Source organism: Arthrobacter sp. 01T428, from assembly GCF_056398685.1.
The window spans coordinates 12,604-34,951 of the sequence record NZ_JBFTPW010000024.1; the positions used below are offsets into that span (position 1 = coordinate 12,604).

Annotated in this window: 23 protein-coding genes; 9 read left to right on the forward strand and 14 right to left on the reverse strand. The window is 64.0% G+C overall.

The annotated features are described in order from the left end of the window. The first annotated feature begins 2 nt into the window (after window positions 1–2). Entirely contained in the window at window positions 3–536 is a 534-nt protein-coding gene (locus tag AC1DJB_RS20065; protein WP_441433607.1) for an HD domain-containing protein, read from the forward strand. A gap of 27 nt (window positions 537–563) precedes the next feature. Here AC1DJB_RS20065 and AC1DJB_RS20070 read toward each other — a convergent pair whose 3' ends face one another. From AC1DJB_RS20070 to AC1DJB_RS20110, 9 genes are all read right to left on the reverse strand, one after another. Next, complete coding sequence (locus AC1DJB_RS20070; RefSeq protein WP_084784483.1) at window positions 564–1,103, reverse strand: DUF1003 domain-containing protein; 540 nt, start codon at window positions 1,101–1,103, stop codon at window positions 564–566. Between the two features lie 95 nt (window positions 1,104–1,198). Further along, window positions 1,199–1,345: a lmo0937 family membrane protein gene (locus AC1DJB_RS20075; RefSeq protein ID WP_113990647.1), complete on the reverse strand. Its 147-nt coding sequence runs from the start codon at window positions 1,343–1,345 to the stop codon at window positions 1,199–1,201. Window positions 1,346–1,516: 171 nt separating this feature from the next. Beyond that, a complete protein-coding gene (locus AC1DJB_RS20080; RefSeq protein ID WP_441433606.1) occupies window positions 1,517–2,710 on the reverse strand; it encodes a type II toxin-antitoxin system HipA family toxin in 1,194 nt (397 codons plus the stop codon). After that, window positions 2,707–2,940 carry a helix-turn-helix transcriptional regulator gene (locus AC1DJB_RS20085; protein WP_284991962.1) on the reverse strand — a complete coding sequence of 78 codons (234 nt, stop codon included), beginning with the start codon at window positions 2,938–2,940 and terminating at the stop codon, window positions 2,707–2,709. The genes AC1DJB_RS20080 and AC1DJB_RS20085 overlap by 4 nt, the downstream gene beginning before the upstream one ends. A 217-nt stretch (window positions 2,941–3,157) precedes the next feature. Then, the gene (locus tag AC1DJB_RS20090; protein ID WP_441433605.1) at window positions 3,158–4,405 is read right to left on the reverse strand and encodes a low temperature requirement protein A; all 1,248 of its coding nucleotides are present in this window, start codon (window positions 4,403–4,405) and stop codon (window positions 3,158–3,160) included. Between the two features lie 3 nt (window positions 4,406–4,408). Then, window positions 4,409–5,068 carry a transmembrane-type terpene cyclase gene (locus tag AC1DJB_RS20095; protein WP_441433604.1) on the reverse strand — a complete coding sequence of 220 codons (660 nt, stop codon included), beginning with the start codon at window positions 5,066–5,068 and terminating at the stop codon, window positions 4,409–4,411. Between the two features lie 79 nt (window positions 5,069–5,147). After that, on the reverse strand, window positions 5,148–6,473 hold the full coding sequence (locus AC1DJB_RS20100) for an ATP-binding protein (RefSeq protein WP_332602890.1): 1,326 nt from the start codon (window positions 6,471–6,473) through the stop codon (window positions 5,148–5,150). Between the two features lie 93 nt (window positions 6,474–6,566). Next, window positions 6,567–7,316, reverse strand: a complete 750-nt coding sequence (locus AC1DJB_RS20105) for an SDR family NAD(P)-dependent oxidoreductase (RefSeq protein WP_284991965.1) — start codon at window positions 7,314–7,316, stop codon at window positions 6,567–6,569. After that, entirely contained in the window at window positions 7,313–8,224 is a 912-nt protein-coding gene (locus tag AC1DJB_RS20110) for a fumarylacetoacetate hydrolase family protein (protein WP_441433602.1), read from the reverse strand. Before AC1DJB_RS20110 ends, AC1DJB_RS20105 begins: the two co-directional genes overlap by 4 nt. 144 nt (window positions 8,225–8,368) lie before the next feature. Between AC1DJB_RS20110 and AC1DJB_RS20115 the strand changes: the two genes are divergently transcribed. The 8 genes from AC1DJB_RS20115 to AC1DJB_RS20150 all read left to right on the forward strand — a co-directional run bounded on the left by AC1DJB_RS20115 (window position 8,369) and on the right by AC1DJB_RS20150 (window position 16,402). Continuing rightward, entirely contained in the window at window positions 8,369–9,694 is a 1,326-nt protein-coding gene (locus AC1DJB_RS20115; protein WP_441433601.1) for an L-fuconate dehydratase, read from the forward strand. A 57-nt stretch (window positions 9,695–9,751) separates the two neighbouring features. Further along, entirely contained in the window at window positions 9,752–10,990 is a 1,239-nt protein-coding gene (locus AC1DJB_RS20120; protein WP_306973098.1) for an ABC transporter substrate-binding protein, read from the forward strand. 73 nt (window positions 10,991–11,063) lie between these two features. Beyond that, a complete protein-coding gene (locus tag AC1DJB_RS20125; RefSeq protein WP_441433600.1) occupies window positions 11,064–12,023 on the forward strand; it encodes a carbohydrate ABC transporter permease in 960 nt (319 codons plus the stop codon). Beyond that, a complete protein-coding gene (locus tag AC1DJB_RS20130; RefSeq protein ID WP_441433599.1) occupies window positions 12,016–12,915 on the forward strand; it encodes a carbohydrate ABC transporter permease in 900 nt (299 codons plus the stop codon). The genes AC1DJB_RS20125 and AC1DJB_RS20130 overlap by 8 nt, the downstream gene beginning before the upstream one ends. A 72-nt stretch (window positions 12,916–12,987) precedes the next feature. Continuing rightward, window positions 12,988–14,271, forward strand: coding sequence for an alpha-L-fucosidase (locus AC1DJB_RS20135; RefSeq protein WP_441433598.1), 1,284 nt, complete (start codon window positions 12,988–12,990; stop codon window positions 14,269–14,271). A gap of 1 nt (window position 14,272) precedes the next feature. After that, window positions 14,273–14,587, forward strand: coding sequence for an L-rhamnose mutarotase (locus tag AC1DJB_RS20140; protein ID WP_441433597.1), 315 nt, complete (start codon window positions 14,273–14,275; stop codon window positions 14,585–14,587). Continuing rightward, entirely contained in the window at window positions 14,584–15,540 is a 957-nt protein-coding gene (locus AC1DJB_RS20145) for an aldo/keto reductase (protein ID WP_441433596.1), read from the forward strand. Before AC1DJB_RS20140 ends, AC1DJB_RS20145 begins: the two co-directional genes overlap by 4 nt. Beyond that, the gene (locus tag AC1DJB_RS20150) at window positions 15,533–16,402 is read left to right on the forward strand and encodes an amidohydrolase family protein (protein ID WP_441433595.1); all 870 of its coding nucleotides are present in this window, start codon (window positions 15,533–15,535) and stop codon (window positions 16,400–16,402) included. Before AC1DJB_RS20145 ends, AC1DJB_RS20150 begins: the two co-directional genes overlap by 8 nt. Here the strand turns inward: AC1DJB_RS20150 and AC1DJB_RS20155 are convergent. The 5 genes from AC1DJB_RS20155 to AC1DJB_RS20175 all read right to left on the reverse strand — a co-directional run bounded on the left by AC1DJB_RS20155 (window position 16,399) and on the right by AC1DJB_RS20175 (window position 22,327). After that, the gene (locus AC1DJB_RS20155; RefSeq protein ID WP_284991975.1) at window positions 16,399–17,070 is read right to left on the reverse strand and encodes a FadR/GntR family transcriptional regulator; all 672 of its coding nucleotides are present in this window, start codon (window positions 17,068–17,070) and stop codon (window positions 16,399–16,401) included. The two genes, AC1DJB_RS20150 and AC1DJB_RS20155, sit on opposite strands and share 4 nt — an antisense overlap. A 293-nt stretch (window positions 17,071–17,363) precedes the next feature. Next, complete coding sequence (locus AC1DJB_RS20160) at window positions 17,364–18,881, reverse strand: amino acid permease (RefSeq protein WP_059388690.1); 1,518 nt, start codon at window positions 18,879–18,881, stop codon at window positions 17,364–17,366. 124 nt (window positions 18,882–19,005) lie between these two features. Beyond that, entirely contained in the window at window positions 19,006–20,430 is a 1,425-nt protein-coding gene (gene aspA, locus AC1DJB_RS20165; protein ID WP_441433594.1) for an aspartate ammonia-lyase, read from the reverse strand. A 35-nt stretch (window positions 20,431–20,465) separates the two neighbouring features. Further along, window positions 20,466–21,491 (reverse strand): asparaginase, encoded by a 1,026-nt coding sequence (locus AC1DJB_RS20170; RefSeq protein WP_370872242.1) that lies wholly within the window; start codon window positions 21,489–21,491, stop codon window positions 20,466–20,468. Window positions 21,492–21,511: 20 nt separating this feature from the next. Next, a complete protein-coding gene (locus tag AC1DJB_RS20175) occupies window positions 21,512–22,327 on the reverse strand; it encodes a FadR/GntR family transcriptional regulator (RefSeq protein ID WP_284991977.1) in 816 nt (271 codons plus the stop codon). Between the last annotated feature and the right edge of the window lie 21 nt (window positions 22,328–22,348).

Genomic DNA, 22,348 nt, shown 5'->3' on the forward strand with positions numbered 1-22,348 from the left:
CCATGACCGAACCGAGATTCACCGTTGAAACAGCCATGGTCCTTGCCGAAGTGGCGCACAATCGCCAGAAGGACAAGCTGAAGCGGCCTTATCGCGAGCACGTGCTGGCTGTAGGGGATGCGCTCGCCGATTTCGACGACGACATCCGGATCGCTGGCTACCTGCACGACATCGCCAAGGACACACCGATTACCAAGCAGGCGCTGCTCGACATGGGCGTTTCCGAACGTGCCGTGGGCATCATCGAACGCGTAACCCGCCGCTTCCAAGATGACTCGGACAACGATGAAGCCGTGGTCCTGCACATCGCACAGGACCACGATGCCACCCTGGTCAAGATCGCCTGCAACGCCCACAACTCCGTGCCGGAGCGCGTGCGGGCTCTCGCCGAGAAATGGCCGGACAAGGCGCCCACCACTCGCTACGCAGACGCCCGGGAAGTGCTTTACAGGGCTGTGCCCCGTGGCGAAATCCACTTGGTCCTGCAGCGCATCAACCCGGATCTCCTGTCCGAAATGGACCGATTGGCCGACTAGCGGTCCGACTCGGCAGTTCCCCCCTACCTAAGGTTTGGTCGGGTCATCCTGTATCGGGCTGGCTGCGGACGCCGAGCTGCTGGTGGATGCGGTGACTTCCGCCAAGACCCGCTGGTGGATCTGGGCGGTGAGCTCGTGAATCGCACGCGTGAGGTCGGTGTTCTCTTCGAGCAGATGCTCCTGGGCATTGTAGTCATGGTCCGCCTTCACCTGTTGGAAAGCCGCTTGGCGGTTCTGTCCGATCATGACGAAGGTCGAGAGGAAGATCGCTTCGAGCGAGACGATCAGAGTCAACGTCGGCCACGGACTCTGCTCGAACACGAGCATCCACACAGCGAAAAGCAGAATGTGCAGGTAGACGAAATTCATCGATCCGGCGAAGGCCGTAATTGCATCCGCGACTCGAAGCTGAATGCTTGCGGCCCGGCGCTCGGCCTCCGCCAGGACCGATGGGTGGAGCTTTTCCCGCTCGCTTTGAGAGAGCAACCGTGTAGGTCTCAGATACGAGCGTGAATGCGGAAGAGTGCCCGTGGTGGATGTCGATTGGTGTCCGGCCTGCTGTGCCATACGTTCAATCCCTTGGCTCGCGGCGAGCCCATCTCGCCTCTGAGAGCGAGCCTAGCGTCGCCATGCGCTTGAACCTAGGACCGAACGCCCGGTACTTAGGCGCGGGATCTTCCCCGGAGGAAGTGGAAGATCAGGACGATCACGGCAATGACCAAAAGCAGGTGAATGAACCCGCCGCCGATATTGCCGATAAAGCCGAGAAGCCAGAGAACAGCGATAATGATGGCTATCCAAAGCAACATGAGGGTCTCCCTTTTGTGTACGAATGGAAATGCTGACTCCGCGCTCCGCTGGTCTGCGGGCCGCGCAGATACCGTTTGGTGCCCTTACTTTATGCCACGATCGGGTTGGTGTTAACGGGTACGCAATAAGCGATAGTTCGACTGCCGCTTTGACGCCCGGTGCAGGGAAATCTACCCGCCCATCAACCTTCGCCGATGCTTTAGCTCCTTGATCCAGTCCCTCGTCTGCAGCGGCCCGAAAGGCGAGGCGCCGGCGTCGAGCTCTGCGATGAGCGGGCCCGAGGCCGTGAGCGCGAGTCCCAAAATTCCTTCCGCTGCGCGCTCCGTCAGGCCGAGCTTCGCGGCCCAGGCAAGGAAGTGCTTACGGGAGATTCCACTCTTCTTGCCGCCGATGCCCAGAGCGAGCGTCTTGTCCCCGTAGACCACTGTGGAGGGGATGTCGTAGACCGGGGCAACGGTGTATTCGCCCTGCGGCGACTGAAGCATGGACACGTTCTTCGCATGCAGGTCGCCGTTGCCGCTCAGCCAGGCGAAAGCCAGCTGGAGGCCGAGGTTCCGCAAGGCAGGGAGTGGTGCGGAACAGTGTGCCGCCAGCGCCGCGCAAACCTCGCCGAACGGCACGCTGTACTTGTCCGCGGGGTACAGGCCCAGCACTTGGGCTCCGTCCTCGACGGCGAGGCGCACGGGAGCGCCGTCGGCTCCGGTGAGGCGATCGAAACGCTCGACGAGCAGCCCCGCCCGCCCGCCGACGTCGTGCACCAACTGCACGCTGCTCAACGGTATCCGGAGCTTGCGGGCAAAACGGAACATGAGGAACTCGTTTTCCACCACGAACGGGAACTCGGGAGCATTGAGCTTGAGGATGAAGCGCTTGCCAGCTTGCGCTACCGGGAGCGAAATCATCCCGGCCGATAACTTGTCCTGCACCCCCGCCAGCGCCACTGGGTCGATGAGGCCCGAATCGCCGAGCAGCGCATCGAAGTCGAGCGGCAGCTTCGAGTCGAGCACGACGGCGGAGCCTCCTTCCGTGGGCGGCTCGCCGTGGGGGACCGTCTGGACATCGCCCACGGCGTCCCCGCCCGCGCCCATGAGGAGCGCGAGTTCGTCGTCGGCGCTGGCCTTGACCGCCCGGCGCAGGGAATTCAGGCGGCGGCCTTCCGGGAGGAGGCCCGTGAAATAGGGCGGAACCGCGCCGCTCGGGGTGAACACTGCTTCACGCGTCAGCGGGAGCGTCGTGGCAACGGCCGGACCGCCTGAGTCGAGGTACCGCGGCAAGTAGCTGAACTTGGTGCCGCCTTCATGCCGCTCGATGCGCGCGGCCAGGACGCCTTGCTTGTAGACGTCGGCGATGCGGTGGAAGGTCATGGCAGCTTGGATTGCTTGCCCGCGGGTTGCACCTTGAGCTCAAGGCCCAGAGTGCCGAGGACCGCAAGGAGTGGTTCCAATTGGACCGTGGTCTTCCCCTGCTCCACGAACCGGACGAATCGCTCCGAGACTCCTGCGAGGTCTGCGAGGTCGGACTGGCTCAGGCTCAGGGAGCCGCGGCGGGCACGGACCTTGGCGCCAAGGGACTCGGTGAATTCCCTGGAGGACATGTCCATCCTTCCTCGCCTTTTTGTGGGCATGCGCGTTGTCCGCGCTCCGGTACGTTCGTGCCGGTTTCACCATTTTCCGCCTCCATGGGAAGCGAATCAAGGGTCGATCGCTGGGAATCGGTACGTTCGTGCCGATGTGCCGCGCCGCGGCATCGTGGGTGCAGGCCGTTCGCTGCGTTCCGGTACGGCGGTTTGGGGCCAGGACCCACGATTTCGCCTAGGTGGCCGGGTGTGCCCCCAGCCTTTCCAGCGCAGCTTCCCGGCGTGCCGCCCCGCGCCTTTCGTCGATCACGATCGAGAGGGCCAGAGCCGCCACAATGACCATCATGCAGACAGGAACAGAGACGTCCAGGGGGGCCAGGCCCACACTGCCGCAAAGCAACACGACCACGAGGGCCGTGACCCCGAGGAGCGCGCGGTCGAAACCCAGCAGGTAGCCGTAGAGCGAACTCAGGGCTACCTTGAACAGGGCCACCGGGACGGCGATGGTGGCCACTACAACGGTGGCGCTGATGAGGGCAGCATGATCAATGAAGAGCGCGGCCACATGAAGTCCGCCACCAGTAGCGGCGATTGACCCAAAGATGAACATGTGGCCGTATCCGAAGGCGAATGCCCGGTGCCGTTGGTGATGCAGGGCGTGGCCAGCCGGGAGGATGAAGTAGATCCACCACATTCCAAAGGCCAGCCCGGTCCCGCCGAGACCCACGAGGGCTGCGTCAACAGACCAGCCATGAAGGGCCACGATTGCCCGAAGGGATTCGATGGCTCCGATCAGGCACTCGCCCAAGGCGATGATCGCCAGGAGTCCGTAGCGTTCCGCGATGTGGTGCGCGTGCCACGGTGTCTTGGCTTTGCGCTCGGCGATGGTCGGCGTCGCCATTTCCAGCAGGAAGAGCGGGGCAGCCATGAGGAAATTCGTCAGGATGTCGGCGTGGACAATCAGCACCACCACCCAGCCGATCTGTGCCACCACCAGGAACTTCGCGTAGGTGAGGCAAGCGCTTCTGCGCTCCGGATCCTGCTTCGCCGCGCGTAGCCACTGAAAAACCAACGCCAAGCGCATGATGATGTAACCCAGCACCATGGTCGAGTTGTCCACGCGGTGGCCTTCGTCGAGCGATTGGAACATCGGCTCGATGCCCATGGCAAGGATGAGCACACCCACCATCTGCACCATGGTGACAACCCGGAAGACCCAGTCGTCAGTGTCGTAGGCGCTGGCAAACCACGAGAAATTGATCCAGGCCCACATGACGGCGAACATCGCGAAGGTGAAGCCGATCAACCCGGAGCCGAAACGGGCCTCGGCCAGCTCATGAGCGAACTGGCTGCCGGCCACCCCGAAGGCGATGACAAAAGTGAGGTCAAAGAAGAGTTCCAGGGGTGTGGCGGTGCGATTCAGCTCCTGGGGATCGCGCCCGCCCATGCGCGACAATGCATGGCGCAATGGATTCATGGACATGGTTCAGGGTACCGCCGGGAGGCCCCCGGAGTCCCGATCCCTGGAGAGGGCGCCGGGGTTCCTCTTGGCCCACAACAGCAGCCCGATGTACGTCAGGTCGAAAATGCTGCACAGGACGCCAATGCCCAGGATGAACAGTGAATTCTCGAGCACCCCGAAGCTGATCGTTGGCGCGAGGGTTCCGATCCACTTGGCCACAGCGATCACCAGGGACTGGCCCCGCAAGCTGCGTCGGGCAGCGAACATCGCAATAAACAGGCCGGACATCAGGAGATTCTGCAGGAATGCCGCGTACCGGGAGGCCGGATCCCAATCGAACTCGGTGATGAACAGCCACTGCACCGCGAACGACGCCAAGCCCAAGAGAGCCGCCCACCCGATGAACAGCGGCCGTGTGACAAATCCGGGAAGTTCCCGCCTGCCGAACGCGAAGAACGTGTACACAATCGCGACGTCGGCCAACGCCCAGGCAATGTTGATGACGCCCTGCACGGAGAGCCATGTGCTGAGCGAATGCACCGAGTAGATGACTTCCCACGCGAAGTTCAAACCCAGTGCCGCCGCCGGGATCGCGTACGTCTTATCGCGAAACCCGATCCGGATCGCGCAAATGTAAACCGTAGTCCAAGCGACCCCGCTCAGGATGGTCAGAAACAGGTTCACGGTTCCTCCTTCTCCAACGCGGGGTCACTTACGGCCCATCCGGGGCCCCAACATGGGCCGTAAGTGACCCCGCGTTGCTCTAAACCCGGGCGAGAGAGTCGATGTCCTCGAGGAAGTCTTGGTGGACTTCGTCGCTGACGGTGGTGCGGGTGTCGGCGATCGCGTCGAGATAGTCCTGCGTGACTGGTCCCTTGCGGGCGTTCGACGCCGGTGCGGGGCCCCCGGAGGAGGCGCCTTCACCGGGAGCGTCGGCTGTGTAGACGGCTTTTTCCAGGGCACGCTGGGAGGCGCTGCGTGCCGCGTACTCTATGTCCGCGGGGGAGAAGCCCTCCGTCCGCGACACCAGCAAGGCCACGTCCACCGAGTCCACCACGCTGGCCGGGATGAATCGCTGCCACATGGCCTCGCGGGCATGGACGTCCGGCAGCCCGATGGGGATGACGTAGTCGAAGCGGCCGTGGCGCAGGAAGGCGGTGTCCAGTGCGCGGATGAAGTTGGTGGCGCACACCAGGAGGCGGCCCGGCTGTTCGCGGAAGGCCGGGATGATCTTGAGGAGTTCATTGGTGACGCCCTGCAACGGCGACGGCGGCTCACCGGACCGCTGGGACGCGATCTCCTCCACCTCGTCGATGAACACAACCGCGTGCTCCAGTTCGGCGATTTCCAGGAACGTCTCCCGAAGCGCGCCGGCCAGTCCCTTGGGATCGGAGGCCAGGCGGGAGGGGAAGACCTCCACGAACGGCCATTCGAGCCGGGACGCGATCGCTTTCGCAAAGGTCGTCTTGCCGGTCCCGGGAGGGCCGAAGAGCACGACGGCGCGCGGCGGCACCACGCCGAATTGGTCGGCGAGGTCAGCCTCGGCAAGGGGTAGGACCAGACGGCGTTCCAGCAGCTCCTTTTCGCGGCGCATTCCGGCGACGTTTTCCCACAGGTCCCGGGCCAGGATCCGGCCGCCGAGCTGGCTCAACGGCTCGAGTTCCTGGCGCTGCACCGGGATGGTCCGCTCAAAATAGTGCAGGTTTTGCTTGAGCAGGAAGCCGCGGCCCAGGAACGCCTCGACTCGGGTTTCGGACTCGGGCATGAGCGCCGAGAGCTTGTTGAGCCCGTGCGGAGTCATCCGGTTCTCGACGGCGGCCAGCAGCGAAGTGCCGATCCCGCGTCCACGGAATTCGGGCAGCGTGGCCAGGAAAACGATCCAGCCCTGGTCATGGGCCGCACGTCCGACGGCGGCACCAACCACCTGCTCGCCCTGCACCGCCACCACCGCGTGGTCCTTCTCGCATGAAGCAAGGACCTCGGAGAGCGCATAGACAGGGTCCACGTTGTCGGCTTTGAGCGACTCCCAAAGGTGCAGTATCCCGTCCATGTCCGAGGAATGGAAGTCCCTGATGCGCCAATTGCTCATGCCTGCTCCTTGGTGGATCGCCATCGATTGCCTGGTGTTGAGCATAGGCGAACCGGTGGTGGAGAGGGGTTGCGCGGGCGTTGCGTTACGTAGCTATCCCACCGGGCGCAACCGCAGCCCCTGCATGCCGCCGTCGATCGCCAGGGACGTGCCCGACGTCGAGCCGGACAGCGGGCTTGCGAGGTAGGCGACGGCGCCGGCCACCTCGGCGGCCTCCACGAGACGGCCGTGTGGCTGTCGGGCGTTGAGGGCAGCGCGTTCGGCGGCGGGATCGGCGGAGGATTCGAGCAGCCTGCCTACCCATGGCGTGTCCACCGTGCCGGGGTTGACGCAGTTGACGCGGATCCCTTCGCGGACGTGGTCGGCCGCCATGGCCAGCGTGAGGGACAAGACTGCGCCCTTCGACGCCGAATACAAGGCCCGCTGCGGCAGCCCTGCCGTCGCGGCGATGGAGCACGTGTTCACGATCGCGGCCGCGGGCGATTCGCGCAGGTACGGCAGAGCCGCACGGCTGACGCGGGCGATGCCCACCACGTTGATGTCGAGTACGCGGTGCCATTCGGCGTCGTCGTTTGCAGAGATGTCCCCTTGTGCGCCGATCCCTGCGTTGTTGACCACCACGTCGAGCCGGCCGAACTTCCGGACGACGGCGTCGACGGCGGAGCGCACCGAGGCGTCGTCGGCCACGTTGCATTCGACGCCGAAATGCGGGGTCCCGGAGGGGTTGAGGTCGAGCACGGCGACCTGCGCCCCGCCGTCGGCGAGCCGGTCCGCGATCGCCGCGCCGATGCCGGACGCCCCGCCGGTGACCAGCGCTACGAGTCCCTCGAACTCGGTGCTCACCGCGTTGCCTCGTCAGTGCCTACTGAAGCAAGCGAAGCTGCGTGGGCTCTGTAGAACTCCTGGCGCTGGCGGCCGAGCCCTTCCACTTCAAGCTCCACCACGTCGCCGGGCTGGATGTACGGGAAGCGACCAGAGAGCGCCACGCCTTCCGGAGTGCCGGTGAGGATGACGTCGCCGGGCTCCAGGACCATGTACTGGCTGAGGTGGTGGACCACGGTCAGCGCGTCGAAGATCATGTCCGAAGTGTCCGACGATTGGCGGATCTCGCCATTGACCCAGGTGCGCAACGCGAGGTGTCCGGCGTCGAGCCCATCCGCGGGAACCAACCAGGGGCCGAGGGGAGTGGACTGCGGAAGGGACTTGCCCTTGGTCCACTGGCCCGCGGCGCCGGGCAGTTGGTAATCGCGCTCGGAGAGATCATTGGCGACGACGTAGCCCGCGATGCAGTCCGCGGCCTCGTCCGTGCTGGAAAGGTATGACGCTTCGCGACCGATCACGATTCCGAGTTCCACCTCCCAGTCGTACTTTTCCGACGACGGCGGGATGGGCGCGGCGTCGAACGGGCCACTGACCGTGTTGCTTGGCTTCAGGAACACCACGGGTGATTCCGGGGGCGTTGCTCCGGATTCGGCCGCGTGGGCCGTGTAATTGAGGCCGATGCAGACGACGTTGCCGGGCCGGGCGATGGGTGAACCGATCCGGAGTCCTTCGGCAGAAATCTCGGGAAGATTGCCGGCATCAAGGGCTTCGCGGGTGCGTGCGATGCCGTCCGTGGCGAGGAACTCTCCGTTGATGTCCTTCGTCAGCGGGTCAAGGCTGAAGTACTTTTCGGTGCCGTTGGCGTTTTGGGCGATGACAACCGGCTTTTCATTTCCGGCAGTGCCCAGCCGGGCGAATTTCATGTTCATGTATTCCTCCGTGCTCTGGCTCTAACATCCGAGCTCTAGTCTGCTGTTGCTCTCCATAATACGGAAATGTGACCCATTGACAATGCAGACATCGGATGTTTACGCTCTTCCCAGCAAACTACCTGCTGCCAAGCAAGGAGCACAATGAGCGTCATCACCGCGGTGGACACCTTCGATATCCGTTTTCCCACCTCCCTGGAACTGGACGGATCGGATGCCATGAATCCGGATCCGGACTATTCGGCGGCATACCTGGTGATCCGCACCGACGCCGGCGACGGTCACGAGGGCCACGGTTTCGTCTTCACCATCGGGCGCGGCAACGAGGTGGAGGCAGTGGCTATCGAGGCACTCCGCCACCACATCCTGGGCCGCAACGTCGAGGAACTGCTCGGCGACATGGGCGGCACCTGGAAGCTCCTGGTCCACGATTCCCAACTCCGTTGGCTTGGCCCCGAAAAGGGCGTGATGCACATGGCGATCGGCGCCGTCGTCAACGCCCTGTGGGACCTCAAAGCCAAGCGGGCCGGACTGCCTCTCTGGGAGCTGCTTTCCCGGATGAGTCCGGAGGAGATTGTGGCGCTCGTGGACTTCCGGTACCTCAGCGATGCGCTCACGCCGGAGGACGCGCTGGGGATAGTGCGGACGGCGGAGCCGGGGCGCGCCGCCCGCAGGGCAGCACTTCTCGCGGAAGGATACCCCGCATACACCACGACGCCGGGCTGGTTGGGTTACAGCGACGACAAACTTGTGCGGCTGGCCAAGGAAGCCGTTGCAGACGGTTTCGGCCAGATCAAGCTCAAGGTGGGGGCCTCGCTGGAAGACGACATCCGGCGCGTCCGCACGGCCCGCAACGCTGTGGGGCCTGGTATCAAGATCGCCGTGGACGCGAACCAACGCTGGGACGTCCAGGAAGCGATTGACTGGATGGCGCATTTGGCTCCCTATGACATTGCCTGGATTGAGGAACCCACCAGTCCGGATGATGTCCTCGGCCATGCCGCGATTGCCCGGGGCGTGGCGCCGATCCCCGTGGCCACGGGTGAGCATGTCCAAAATCGCGTGATGTTCAAGCAGATGCTGCAGGCCGGATCCTTGCAGGTCTTGCAACTGGATGCGGCGAGGGTGGCGGGAGTGAACGAGAACATCGCCATCCTCCTGCTCGCGGCGAAGTTCGGCGTCCGCGTCTGCCCACATGCAGGTGGAGTCGGCCTCTGCGAGGCCGTCCAGCACTTGTCGATGTTCGATTTCGTGGCGGTATCCGCCGACAAGGATGGTCGGATGATTGAGTTCGTCGACCATCTGCACGAGCACTTTGTCACTCCGGTGGATGTCCACGACGGCTCGTACTGGCCGCCGTCGGCACCCGGTGCCGGCAGTGAAATGGTCGGCGGCACGTTGGCCGGCTACAGCTTTCCCGATGGCCCTGTGTGGGCCGCGGGATCCCCTCCTTTGACTCCCCAGCAATAACCTTTATCGAAATTCCTCGAAAGCACAGTTCCCTACTGAAAGCACGTGGTGAAAGATATGCGCAAAGAAGCGTTGGTGGCAGGTGCCTTGGCACTGGGCCTCATTGGACTCACAGGCTGCGGGGGCAGCTCGTCCGGCAGTACCGCAGACGGCAAGACCGCCATGACGTGGGCCATGTGGGTCGGCGGCACGGAAGACCAGAAGAACTGGGAGAAAGTTGCCGATGACGTCAGCAACACGTTGGGCGATGTGAAGATCACCCTGCAGGGTTCTACCTTCCAGGACTACTTCACCAAGATGAGCACCCAGCTCAGCTCGAACACAGCCCCGTGCCTGGTGGCGGTCCAGAGCCTGCGGACAGCGCAGCTCAAGGATGGCATGCTGCCGCTCGATGACCTGGTGAAAAAGAACAACCTGGATTTGAGCGCCTTCGACTCCTCCATGATCAAGGGGCTCAGCGCCGACAACAATCTGTACGCCCTGCCGTATGACGTGGGCCCCGTGATGATGTTCTACAACAAGGACATGTTCGACGCCGCGGGCGTGCCGGTCCCGAAGGCGGGCTGGACGGCCGACGAGTTCGTGGCAGCCGCGAAGAAGCTGACGGCCAACGGCAAACATGCGATCGCACCGAACACGGCCGATCTCTTCGTTGAATCGCAAGTCCTCGCCTACAACGGCGGACGCGTCTTGAAGGAAGACGGCACCATGGACGCGAGCGATCCGACCTTCGCCAAGGGACTCCAGTGGGTTTCCGACCTGACAAGCAAGGAGAAGGTCTCCCCCGAACTGCCCGGCGGCGACACGGCATTCAGCGCCAATGAATTCATGGCCGGCAATACCGCGATGAGTATCGACGGTCCGTGGTCCCTGCTGGACGTCAAGGCCAAAGCCAAGTTCAAAGTCGGCGTCACCACCCTTCCCGCGGGCCCTGGCGGCGGGAAGACGTTCAGCGCCGGCTCCGGCTGGGGCATCTCCAAGCAATGCGCTACTCCGGACAAGGCCTTTGCCGCCCTCAAGGAAATGACCGGCGACAAGGTCCTGGGGAATCTGGCGGCAGCCGGGCGCGCACTGGCCGCACGCACCGCCCAGCAGACAAAGTGGATTGACAACGCGGGCATTCCCGGAGTCGCGGAGACCCTTAAGAGCGCCGAGGCCACGGCAGTGCCGATGCCAAGCAACACCAACAGCGACCAACTGGGCCAGCTTTTCAACCAGTACCTCGTCAAATCCATCAATGGACAGCAGAGCGCAGCGGATGTCATGAAAGACATTGCGGCCCAGCTGCCCCGATGATCAGTGTGATGCCTGCCTGGCAGTGCCCGACTAACAGCCGGGCAGGCACGCACTCTTCGCAAAGGAATGAGAAATGACACTACTCAAGCCCGCAAAGGCGCCGCTTCCTGAAGCAACGGCTGCCACCGTCAGTGGGAAGGCGAAGGCCGAACCGGATGCCCAGCTCGGCCGGAGGACAATGTGGGGACCGGCCTTTGCCCTGCCGCATGGCCTCGGTCTCGCGATCTTCACGCTGCTGCCGATCGTTGTTTCCCTCGTCATCAGCTTCTTCCGCTGGCCGCTCCTGGGAACCCCGAGTTTCCTCGGCCTGGGCAACTACGAGAAGCTGTTCAGCGATCCGATCTTCGGGCAGGTTGTCGGGAACACCGTGTTGTTCGTGGTCCTCTATGTGCCCCTGAACCTGGTTGTTTCCCTCGGCCTTGCCGCGTGGTTGACTCCGCGCATCAAGGGGCGCCACATCTTCCGGGTCATCTTCTTCATTCCTTCTATCACCCCGGTGGTGGCCAACGTCGTCGTCTGGAGGATGCTGTACCAACCCGGTGGATTCATTGACGGCACCCTGCAAAGCGCCACGGGAATTTCAGCGCCGAACTTCCTCGGAGACGAACACTGGGCAATGATGGCCATTGTCGTCATGAGCGTGTGGCAGGGGTTCGGCTACAACATGCTGGTGTTCTCCGCCGCCTTGGACGCAGTTCCTGAGAACCTCACCGAAGCGGCCGCAATCGATGGCGCCAACGCCTGGACCATCTTCTGGCGCATCAAGCTCAAGCTCATTTCGCCGTCCATCTTCTTTGGCACGATGATGACCCTCATTACCTCGTTGCAGGTCTTCGCCCAGCCGTTCATCCTCACCAAGGGAGGGCCGGGTTCGGCCACCTCGACGATCGTCCTCTATATCTACAACCAGGGTTTCCAGTTCCACCAGCTCGGCCTGGCATCCGCGGCTGCTTGGATCCTGTTCGTCATCATCCTCGGCGTGACGGCAGTCCAGTTCCTCGGACAAAAGAAGTGGGTCCACTACGATGCTTGAGACAACCAGCCGGATACGCCCCCTCACCGCCCGTCCCCGTGGCTCCGGAGAGCCCGGAAGACGATGGACCACGAGGATCCGGCCCGCCATCGGATACGTGATCCTTTGCCTTATCGCGCTGCTCTTCCTGTCGCCGCTCATCTACATGTTTGCGACATCGTTCAAACCCCCTGCTGAGATCTTCAGCGTCCCGCCGAAGTTGTTCGGCTCGGAATTCCGGTGGCAGAACTACCAGGAGGCCCTGAACTACATGCCGTTCCTGCGCTTCATGGGCAACGGACTCTTGGTTTCGGCCGCTGGAACGGCACTCACCCTGGTGGTTTCCGCTTTCTCCGGCTACGCCTTCTCCCGGCAGCGCTGGCGGGGACGGAACCTGGTTTTCATGGTGTTCCTCGCAACGCTGATGATCCCCCAAGAAGTCCTGATTGTCCCGATGTTCGTCATGATGCAGAAGGTGGGCTGGGTGAACACCTTCCAGGCGCTCATTGTGCCCTGGGCGTTCACGGCATTCGGTGCCTTCCTGCTCCGGCAGTTCTTCCTTGGCGTACCCCAAGAACTCGACGACGCGGCCAGGGTGGACGGCGCGGGAACCCTGAGGACCTTCCTGTTGGTCATGCTTCCACTGGCTAGGCCCACCATGGCCGTCCTGGCGGTCTTCAGCTTCATCAGCTACTGGAACTCGTTCCTCTGGCCATTGGTAGTGATCAACGACGTCAACAACCTCGGCACCATCCCGTTGGGGCTCCAGATGTTCTTCGGCCAACAGGGCAATCAGTGGCACCTGGTCATGGCCGCCTCCGTGATCTCAATGGCTCCCACCCTTCTGCTGCTGATCCTCCTGCAGAAACACCTCGTCAAAGGCATCGTCACGAGCGGCTTTGGCGGACGCTGACGCGTTACCTCCAGGGCCGCACAACACTCAACAACCCAAAGACCCGCAACAACCTTGAAGGAGTAACCACCCATGATCGCCCAAGCACCTTGGTTCACGGAGTCCCGGTTCGGTATGTTCGTCCACTGGGGCTTGTACGCCCTGCCGGCCCGGCACGAGTGGGTCATGAATCGCGAACGTATTCCTGCCGAGGAATATGAGAAGTACTTCCAGCACTTCAACCCGGATCTCTACGATCCGCGGGAATGGGCCCGCGCGGCGAAAGACGCCGGCATGAAATACGTGGTGCTGACCACCAAGCACCACGAAGGCTTCTGCCTCTGGGATTCCGCACTCACCGACTACAAATCCACCAAGACTCCGTCCGGGCAGGACCTCGTGGCCCAGTACGTCGAAGCGTTGCGGGAATTCGGCCTGAAGGTCGGTTTCTACCACTCCCTCATTGACTGGCACCACCCGGATTTCACCATCGACGGGTTCCACCCCGAACGCGACAACCCCGAGGCCGAAAAGCTCAACGAGGGCCGCGACATGGCCCGCTACCGCGAATACCTCCATGGCCAGGTGCGCGAGCTGCTGAGCAACTACGGCCAGATCGACTACCTCTTCTTCGACTTTTCCTACACGAGCGAGGACCACAAGCACATCTGGGGCGGAAAGGGCCGCGACGCGTGGGGGTCCGTGGAACTCTTGAAGATGGTCGGGGAACTTCAACCCGGCATCATCGTCAACGACCGCCTGGACATTCCTGGCGACTTCGCCACGCCGGAGCAGTACCAGCCTTCCGGGCCCATGGTGGTGGACGGCGTCGAAGTGCCGTGGGAAGCATGCCAAACCCTCAACGGCAGCTGGGGCTATGACCGGGACAACTTGGACTACAAGTCCGTGGACTTGCTGGTGCGCATGCTTGTGGATGGGGTGTCCAAGGACGGCAACCTGCTCCTCAACGTTGGCCCCACGGCCCGCGGCAATTTCGATCCCCGGGCCGTGGAGTCCCTCCGCGGCATCGGCGACTGGATGAAGCTGCATTCCCGGGCCATCTACGGAGCTGGACCCGCTGCGTGGACCGCGCCTGCCGACGCCCGGTACACACGCCGCGGTGACCGGCTTTACGTCCACTTGTTTGCGTGGCCGTTCGAATACGTCCATCTCCCCGAACTCGCCGGCAAAGTGGAATACGCCCAACTGCTCAACGACGCCTCCGAAGTCGCGATGCTGGAGATCGCACCGGACCGGGCGGCAATCAACACCACTCCTGGCGGACAACCAGCGGGTACCCTGACACTGAAGCTGCCCGTCCAGCGACCGGACGTGGCGGTGCCCGTCGTCGAACTCTTCCTGAAGCCCGGGGTGTAGTGTGCCGGAAACCATTGCCCTGCACACCCGGCTCAAGCCGGGTGCCGAGCAGGACTACGCGGAAGCTCATGCGGGGATCCCCGCCGAACTCGTCGCCGCCTTGAAAGAGGCCGGAGTGGGCAATTGGCGGATCTGGCGCAGCGGCCAGGAGCTCTTCCACCTTGTTGAGGTGGAGGACTACCAAGCCATGCGCCGGGCGCTCGCGGACCATCCGGCGAATGTCCCGTGGCAGGCCCGCATGGCGGAGATGCTGGAAGTCCAGGACGACTATTCCGGCAATGACTCCGGCATCCCCTTGGTATGGGAGCTGGTATGAGCGGCACGTCGTGGGATGGCGCGCTGGGCAAGCTCGGCTTCGGCGCCGCCGGTATCGGCAACCTGTACCGTGCCATGCCGGACGCCCAGGCCGCCGCCACCGTCAAGGCGGCCTGGGACTCGGGGGTCCGCTACTTCGACACCGCGCCGCACTACGGCTTGGGGCTCTCCGAGCGCAGGCTTGGTGCGGTGCTCAGGGAGAAACCACGCGGTGAGTTCACTGTGTCAACCAAGGTGGGCCGGCTGCTGGTGCCGAACGCCGTGGGATTCAGCGCGAAGGACGACGAAGGCTTCGACGTCGCAGCAACGAGCAAACGCCAATGGGACTTCTCAGAAGCGGGGATCCGCCGGAGCATCGAGGAATCGCTCGAACGGCTCGGCCTGGACCACGTGGACATCGCCTACCTGCACGATCCTGATGTCCACGACCTCGCCAAGGGAATCGACGAAGCGCTGCCTGCCTTGGAAAAGCTGCGCGCGGACGGCGTGGTGAAGGCGATCGGCGTCGGGACCAACTCGGCGGAAGCTGCGCTCGAATGCGTCGAAGCGGCCGATCTGGACCTGCTGATGCTCGCCGGCCGATATACCTTGCTAGAGCAGCCCGGCGTTCCGCTCCTGGACCGCTGTGTGGCGCGCGGCACCGGCGTCGTGAACGTGGGCGTCTTCAATTCCGGCCTGCTGGCGAGGCCGGACGTACCCGAGGACTCGCATTACAACTATGCGCGTGCCCCGCGCGCACTGGTGGAGCGCGCACGGGCGCTCGCCGGCTTGTGCCGCGGGTTCGGGGTGGAGCTCCCGACGGCGGCACTCCAGTTCAGCCTGCGACACCCGGCCGTTGTGAACGTGACGGTGGGGGCCAGCAGTCCGGAGCAAGTGTCAGCAAACGCGGCCCGGATGAATGAGGATGTGCCGGAAGAACTGTGGGCGGCTTTGGCGGGTGTGCCGGGTGATTGATTCGCACCTGCACCTGTGGGACCTCGGGCCGGATCCAGCCGGCGGTGGTCCGAGTCCGTACGCGTGGCTTGGGCCGCAGCACGGCGGACTCTTCCGTAGCTACGGCGAGGCTGAGGCACGGAAAACCCTGGATGGCGCTGGCGTCGATGGAGCGGTGCTCGTCCAGGCTGACGACACCGTTTTGGATACTGAGTCCATGCTCGCCGTCGCCGACCGCAACGCTTGGGTACTCGGCGTCGTGGGCTGGATTCCCCTCGATAAGCCGGCCGAAGCGGAGCAGGAGCTGGAACGGTTCCTCCGGAACCCCGCGTTCCGGGGCGTGCGGCACTTGGTCCACGACGATCCGCGGGACGATTTCCTCGAATTGCCCGCGGTCCGCGATTCCTTGCGCATGCTCGCCGGCCACGGATTGGCGTTCGACGTCCCGGACGCCTTTCCGAGGCACCTCGGTAGTGCGGTCCACCTCGCCCGGGAGCTGCCGGAGCTGACCATGGTGCTGGATCATCTCGGGAAGCCGCCGATGGCCGATCCTGCGGCGATGGACGTGTGGCGAGCGGATTTCCGCGCCTTGGCTGAGCTGCCCAACACGGTGGCCAAGGTGTCCGGCCTGCACTTGCCGGGCGTCCCGTACACGGCGGAGGCCTTGCGTCCGCTGTGGGATGAAGCGCTCGAAGCTTTCGGTCCTGGACGGCTCATGGTCGGCGGCGATTGGCCCGTCAGTACCTTGGGTGCGCCGTACGGACGAACCCTCGGAGTTCTTCTGGAACTCGCCGAGGAGCTCACTTCGGGTGAGCGGGCGGAGTTTCTTGAGGGAACCGCCGTGCGGACGTATGGGCTTCAAAAGCGAAGCATCGCGAACTAAAGCGCCTGGCGCAACCAGCTCTCGACGCCGCTGATGTGGACGGTCACAAGTGCCCGGACCAGCTCGGCGTCGCCACGTTCCAAGGCGTCCGCGATGGCCTTGTGCTCCGCAAGGGTGTGCGCCACGGCTTTTTCCTGGGTCAAGCCGCGCCAGATGCGCGCCCGGACGGTGCTGCTGGAGAGGGCTTCGAGTAGGCCGGCGAGGTAGTCGTTTCCGGCGGCCTGGGTGATGATGCCGTGGAATTCGAGGTCGTGGGCCACGAGTTCTTCGACGTCGGTGTTCTCGTCGATCCCGTCCATCGTGGCGCGCAACGCCGTGAGTGCCGTGGGAGTGATCTTGCCTGTGGCGATGAATGCGGTGGCGGGCTCCAGGATTCGTCGGACCTCAAAGAGTTCCAGGATGGAACGGTCCTGGTGGAGATCGACGACGAATGCCACTGCTTCATTGAGCAACTTGGCGTCGAGGCTGGTGACGTAGGTGCCGTCCCCACGCCGCACGTCGAGGACACGGATGAGTTCGAGCGCTTTGACGGCCTCGCGCAGGGAGCTTCGCGAGAGGCCGAGCCGCTCGCTCAGTTCCTTCTCCGGCGGAAGGCGGTCCCCGGCCTTGAGTTCGCCGCGGATCAGCATGTCCTTGATCTTGCCGATCGCTTCATCTGTGACAGCCATGGCTACATCCTAACGGCGAATGATCCGATGTCTGGCACCCAACTACCTCGCAGTTGTTGCCGTTATGAGGCTCCAAAATGACAACAAATGCGTGGGCCCACGCCGCCAGGGTTCCCTGGCCGTGGGGCCACACCGGCGAGGGCCCCGGCCTGAGCTTGCGAAGGCTGGGAGCCGGTGGGGACTTGCGAGGCGAGGGTGGCGGTGGGGATCAGTTGGGGGGGGCACGACGGCGGCACCCGGGTTCCGCGCGAACGGAACCGCGGGTGCCGCCGTCGGGCACTCAGTACTGGGGGCTAGATCCTGTCCTCGGCACCGGCAACCGGCAGGTTGGCGATGACCGGCGAGCTGCCCGTGAAGCCGTCCCGGGCTGCGGCGATCTCGTGGATTTGCTTGCGGCACATGTACCAACCAACCACAATGAGCGCGCAGGCGATGGCCGTAACCAGCATGGTGAGCGGAGAGTCGATGAACACCATCACCAGCACGCCCACCAGGAACAGCAGCGAAAGGTAGCCAGTGTAGGGGGCGCCGAACATCCGGAAAGACGGACGCTTCAGCCAGCCCTTGTCGGCCCAGCGCTTGAGCTGCATCTGGCACAAGACGATGGTGGCCCACGTGACGATGATGCCCACGGAGGCGACGTTGAGGACGATCTCGAAGGCGTCGGACGGTACGAGGTAGTTCAGCGGAACACCGAGCAGGGAGACGCCGGCCGTGATGGCGATGCCGCCGTAGGGGACGCCGGCTTTGTTCATGCGCTGGGCGAACTTGGGAGCGGAACCGGCCACGGACATGGAGCGCAGGATGCGGCCCGTGGAGTACAACCCGGCATTCAGGGAGGACAGGGCGGCGGTCAGGACCACGAGGTTCATGATCACGTCCACGCCTTGTACGCCGATGTGGCCGAAGAAGGTCACAAACGGGCTGACACCCTTGACGTAGGAGGTGTACGGCAGCAGCAACGCCAGCAGGATGACGGAACCGACGTAGAAGACGGCGATGCGGAAGACCACTGAGTTGATGGCCTTGGGCATGATCTTCTCGGGGTTCTCTGTTTCGCCCGCTGCCGTGCCCACAAGCTCAATCGAGGCGTAGGCGAACAGAACGCCCTGCATGAGCATGATCATGGGCAGCATGCCGGTGGGGAAGATACCGCCGTGGTCCGTGAGGAGGCTGAAGCCCACTTCCTGGCCCGGTACCGGCGTGCCGAAGATGACGAAGTACGTGCCGATCACCAGGAACGCCGCCAGCGCGGCCACCTTGATCAGGGCGAAGTAGAACTCCATTTCGCCGAAGACCTTGACCGAGACCAAGTTCAGGCAAAGCACCACCAGAAGCGCGATCAGTGCCCAGGCCCACTGCGGGACGACTCCGATCCAAGGGACGTATTTGCCGAAGAAGTTCATGTAGAGGGCCGCGGCCGTGGTGTCCACGATGGTGGTGGTTGCCCAGTTGATCCAGTAGAACCAGCCGGACACAAACGCAGCCTTCTCGCCGAAGAACTCGCGGGCGTAGGAGACGAAGGAGCCCGAGGACGGGCGGTGCAGCACGAGTTCGCCAAGCGCGCGCAGGATCAGGAAGGCAAAGAAGCCGCAGACCGCGTACGCGATGACAAGGGAAGGGCCCGCAGCGTTGAGGCGGCCGCCGGCACCCAGGAACAGGCCGGTGCCGATGGCGCCGCCGATTGCGATCATCTGGATCTGACGCGGCTTCAAGCTCTTGTGATAGCCCTTGTCCTCGGCGTGGAGGAGCTTTTCAGTGGAGTGCGCCTGCGGAGGGACCGTGTGGTCCGTGATGGGTGCATTGGTCATGGGAATCCTTAGGGGGTGTCCTGTTGGGGGTCCGGATCTTGCCGTCCGGCCTGTTTCTTCGCGTGTTCAGGCCCGACGGCGGCTGGTGAGTGGCGCCGTCGTCGGACGCTCTGCGCGGCTCAGCCTAGTTGCTGAGGTTGGCCAGGCGTTCGGGGCGGAGGAGCTCATCGAGCTGCTCCGAGGTCAGCAAGCCGTGTTCGAGAACGAGCTCGGCGACGCCCTTGCCGCTTGCCAGCGCTTCCTGGGCGATGGCGGTGGCGGAGGCGTAGCCGATGTGCGGATTGAGTGCCGTGACGAGTCCGATCGACTGCTCTACGGTGAGGCGCAGGTGTTCGGTATTCGCGGTGATGCCCCGAATGCAGCGCGACGTGAGTGTGCGGCACGCGGCTTCCAGGTGGGAGATGCTCTTGTGGAGGCTGTGGACGATAATCGGTTCGAAGGCGTTCAGCTGGAGCTGTCCGGCTTCGGCTGCCATGGTGACTGTGACATCGTTGCCGATGACTTCATACGCCACTTGGCTGACCACTTCCGGGATCACCGGATTGATCTTGCCTGGCATGATGGACGATCCCGACTGCACAGCCGGGAGGTTGATCTCGCCCAGTCCCGCACGCGGTCCGGAGGACAGCAAGCGGAGATCGTTGCAAATCTTGGAAAGCTTGACGGCGACGCGCTTGAGCACACCGGAGAGGTGGACGAACGCGCCTACGTCCTGGGTGGCCTCGATGAGGTCCACCGAGGTGACCAGCGGCAGGCCGGTGATCTCGGCCAAGTGCCTGCAGGCCGCTGCGGCGTATCCAACGGGAGCGTTCAGGCCGGTCCCGATGGCGGTTGCGCCGAGGTTGATCTCGTGGATGAGCAGCTGGGACTCGGCCAGTCGAGCCCGGTCCTCGCCCACGGTCACTGCGTAGCCGCCGAATTCCTGGCCGAGGGTCATGGGGACGGCGTCCTGCAACTGCGTGCGGCCCATCTTGACCACCGTGCGGAATTCCTGGCCCTTCTCCGCGAAGGCGACCTGGAGTTCCTGAAGAGCCTCGAGAAGGCCCTGGACCGAGAAAATGGTGGCCAGGTTGACGGCGGTGGGGTAGACGTCGTTGGTGGACTGGCTCAGGTTGACGTGGTCGTTCGGGTGCAGCCTGGCGTACTCGCCTTTGGGGTGGCCAAGTATTTCAAGGGCCCGGTTGGCAATGACCTCGTTGGCGTTCATGTTGGAGCTGGTGCCGGCACCGCCTTGGATAACGTCCACCATGAACTGCTCGTGGAGCTTGCCGTCCAGGATGTCCTGGCAGGCTTGTTCGATGGCGTCGGCCCGTTCGTCGTCGAGGAGACCGAGTTCGCGGTTGGTGCGGGCAGCGGCGAGCTTGACCGCGGCGAGGCCCTTGACGAGGTTGGCGTTGCTGGCCAAGGGGTGGCCGGTGATGGGGAAGTTCTCGATGGCACGCAGCGTGTGCACGCCCCAGTAGGCATCAGCAGGGACGTCGCGGTCACCGAGGAGATCGTGTTCCGAGCGGAACCCTGGAATTGTCGTGGTGGGCACGGCAGAAGTCATTGCTGTCCTTTGGTCTTTGTGCTTGTTTGGCTGCGTCAGTTGGATGCAAGGAAGTTCGCGGCACGGAGCACGCCAACAGGGTGGCCGCCGCCCAACACAGGCGGGCTGGCGAGCGTGGCGAGCTGGCCGCCGTCGAGCCCTAGTTCCTCAAGGACGCGGACGGTGACGGGCATGCGGGCGCGGTCGGCGCCGTCGGAAATCTTGATGGCGATGCCTGTGCCGTTCCGCAGGCCGATGAGCTGGAGGCCTTCGAAGCCGTCCTTGGCGAGCAACCCGGGTACTGTACGCATGATCGCTGTGACGTCGCGCCCCTCGCCGGCCACCATCTCCGGGAAGGCGCGCATCGCGTGGGCTACTTGGCCTTCCGCTTCCGTGCTGTCCGCCGCCGCCATGCGGCCATAGGCCCGGGCCATGCCGTGCAGGCTGTGGGCGAAGAGCGGGGTGCCGCAACCGTCGGTGCTGACTGCCAACGCGTCTTCCCCCGTGAGTTCGGTGATGGTGTCCTTCACGAGCACTTGGAGGGGATGCTCGGGGTGCAGGTAACCCTGGACCGGCCAGCCGTTGATGACGCACGTGGCGGCCATGGATGCGTGCTTGCCGGAACAGTTCTGTGCGAGCTGGGTGGGCTCGCCGCCGCTGCGGAGCCATGCTTCGCGCTCGGCGATGCCGTAGGGAAGGTCGGTGCTGTTTTCCAACGCGCTTTTGTCCAGGCCGTGCATTTCGAGGATGCGTGCGGCACCGTCGAGGTGCATCGCGGCGCCGGAGTGGCTTGCGGCGGTGAGGGCGAGGAGGTTCTCCGGAAGCTTGAGTCCCGCACGGACCATGGCGACCGCCTGCAGCGGTTTGAGGGAGGACCGCGGGTAGAACGCGGCGTCGGGATCGCCCGCTTGGAGGAGTGTTTCACCGTCAGGCCCTACTGCGATCAGGGAGCCGTAGTGGACGCTCTCGACCAGGCCGTCGCGGGTCTGTTCCGCGAGGGGGACGTGGCGCGGGGTTGGCGGAATCGTCCCTGCCGGGGTGGTTGCGGGCATAGCGGTGCGCGTTGCATGCGGGGTGGGCATGACTTCCTTCAGTTGGTGGATCATTTGCTGAGGATGGTGTCCAACGCAACGCTGACGGCGCTGAGATGGTCGGCCATGGCGGCTTCGGCGGCTGGGGAGTCGCCGGCTTCAATGGCTTCGACGATGCGGAGGTGTTCATCGTCTGAAACATGCTGGCGGTCGGCCACCATGTTCAAGGTTTCGGATTGATGGGCTAGGGCTTCGCGGATGTCTGCGACAACGCTTTCGAAGACCTTGTTGCCGCTTGCGCGGGCGATGGCAGAATGGAAACTGGCGTCGAGGCTGACCCAGGTCTCAGGGTCGGTCTCGGCTGCCATTGAATCGACAATTTCCTTGAGGTGCTCAAGTTCTTCCGGGCTGCGGCGTTTCGCAGCCAGGCCGGCTGCCGGTACTTCGATATGGGGGCGGGCCTCGTTGAGGTCCCGTGCCGAGTACTGGCCGAGTGTGAGGTCGTTGGCCACCCTGTCCGCGACGACGAACGTGCCTCTGCCGGTCTTGGTGACCGTCAGTCCCAGCGCAGTGCAGGAGCGGAGCGCCTCACGGATGACCGAGCGGCTCACCCCGTATTGCGTTGCCAGGGTGGCTTCGGAGCTGAGTTTGGCCCCCACTTGCACGGCTCCGTTTTCAATGTCCTGGCGGATGGCGCTGAACACAGCTTCCGCTGCACTGAAGCGGGCGAGGGGCCGGGGGCTGGCTGGCTGGGCCCCTTGGGCTCCTTGGGCCGGCCGGGGGACGGCGCCGCTTGTGGCGGTGCGCTGGCCAGCTGCAGCTTTCTGGCTGACAGCTGGCTGTCCAGTGGCGGCCTGTCCGGCTGTCCGGCTGTCTGACAGGTTCACTCTACGAATATGGCACGGGTC

Excerpts from the sequence above, each read along its gene's own strand:
- AC1DJB_RS20110 (WP_441433602.1), bottom strand. The coding sequence starts at position 8,224 with ATGAACATGAAATTCGCCCGGCTGGGCACTGCCGGAAATGAAAAGCCG.
- AC1DJB_RS20100 (WP_332602890.1), bottom strand. The coding sequence starts at position 6,473 with ATGAGCAATTGGCGCATCAGGGACTTCCATTCCTCGGACATGGACGGG.
- AC1DJB_RS20080 (WP_441433606.1), bottom strand. The coding sequence starts at position 2,710 with ATGACCTTCCACCGCATCGCCGACGTCTACAAGCAAGGCGTCCTGGCC.
- AC1DJB_RS20125 (WP_441433600.1), top strand. The coding sequence starts at position 11,064 with ATGACACTACTCAAGCCCGCAAAGGCGCCGCTTCCTGAAGCAACGGCT.
- AC1DJB_RS20090 (WP_441433605.1), bottom strand. The coding sequence starts at position 4,405 with ATGTCCATGAATCCATTGCGCCATGCATTGTCGCGCATGGGCGGGCGC.
- AC1DJB_RS20120 (WP_306973098.1), top strand. The coding sequence starts at position 9,752 with ATGCGCAAAGAAGCGTTGGTGGCAGGTGCCTTGGCACTGGGCCTCATT.
- AC1DJB_RS20145 (WP_441433596.1), top strand. The coding sequence starts at position 14,584 with ATGAGCGGCACGTCGTGGGATGGCGCGCTGGGCAAGCTCGGCTTCGGC.
- AC1DJB_RS20130 (WP_441433599.1), top strand. The coding sequence starts at position 12,016 with ATGCTTGAGACAACCAGCCGGATACGCCCCCTCACCGCCCGTCCCCGT.
- AC1DJB_RS20065 (WP_441433607.1), top strand. The coding sequence starts at position 3 with ATGACCGAACCGAGATTCACCGTTGAAACAGCCATGGTCCTTGCCGAA.
- AC1DJB_RS20170 (WP_370872242.1), bottom strand. The coding sequence starts at position 21,491 with ATGCCCACCCCGCATGCAACGCGCACCGCTATGCCCGCAACCACCCCG.
- AC1DJB_RS20160 (WP_059388690.1), bottom strand. The coding sequence starts at position 18,881 with ATGACCAATGCACCCATCACGGACCACACGGTCCCTCCGCAGGCGCAC.
- AC1DJB_RS20155 (WP_284991975.1), bottom strand. The coding sequence starts at position 17,070 with ATGGCTGTCACAGATGAAGCGATCGGCAAGATCAAGGACATGCTGATC.
- AC1DJB_RS20135 (WP_441433598.1), top strand. The coding sequence starts at position 12,988 with ATGATCGCCCAAGCACCTTGGTTCACGGAGTCCCGGTTCGGTATGTTC.
- aspA (WP_441433594.1), bottom strand. The coding sequence starts at position 20,430 with ATGACTTCTGCCGTGCCCACCACGACAATTCCAGGGTTCCGCTCGGAA.
- AC1DJB_RS20070 (WP_084784483.1), bottom strand. The coding sequence starts at position 1,103 with ATGGCACAGCAGGCCGGACACCAATCGACATCCACCACGGGCACTCTT.
- AC1DJB_RS20075 (WP_113990647.1), bottom strand. The coding sequence starts at position 1,345 with ATGTTGCTTTGGATAGCCATCATTATCGCTGTTCTCTGGCTTCTCGGC.
- AC1DJB_RS20085 (WP_284991962.1), bottom strand. The coding sequence starts at position 2,940 with ATGTCCTCCAGGGAATTCACCGAGTCCCTTGGCGCCAAGGTCCGTGCC.
- AC1DJB_RS20115 (WP_441433601.1), top strand. The coding sequence starts at position 8,369 with ATGAGCGTCATCACCGCGGTGGACACCTTCGATATCCGTTTTCCCACC.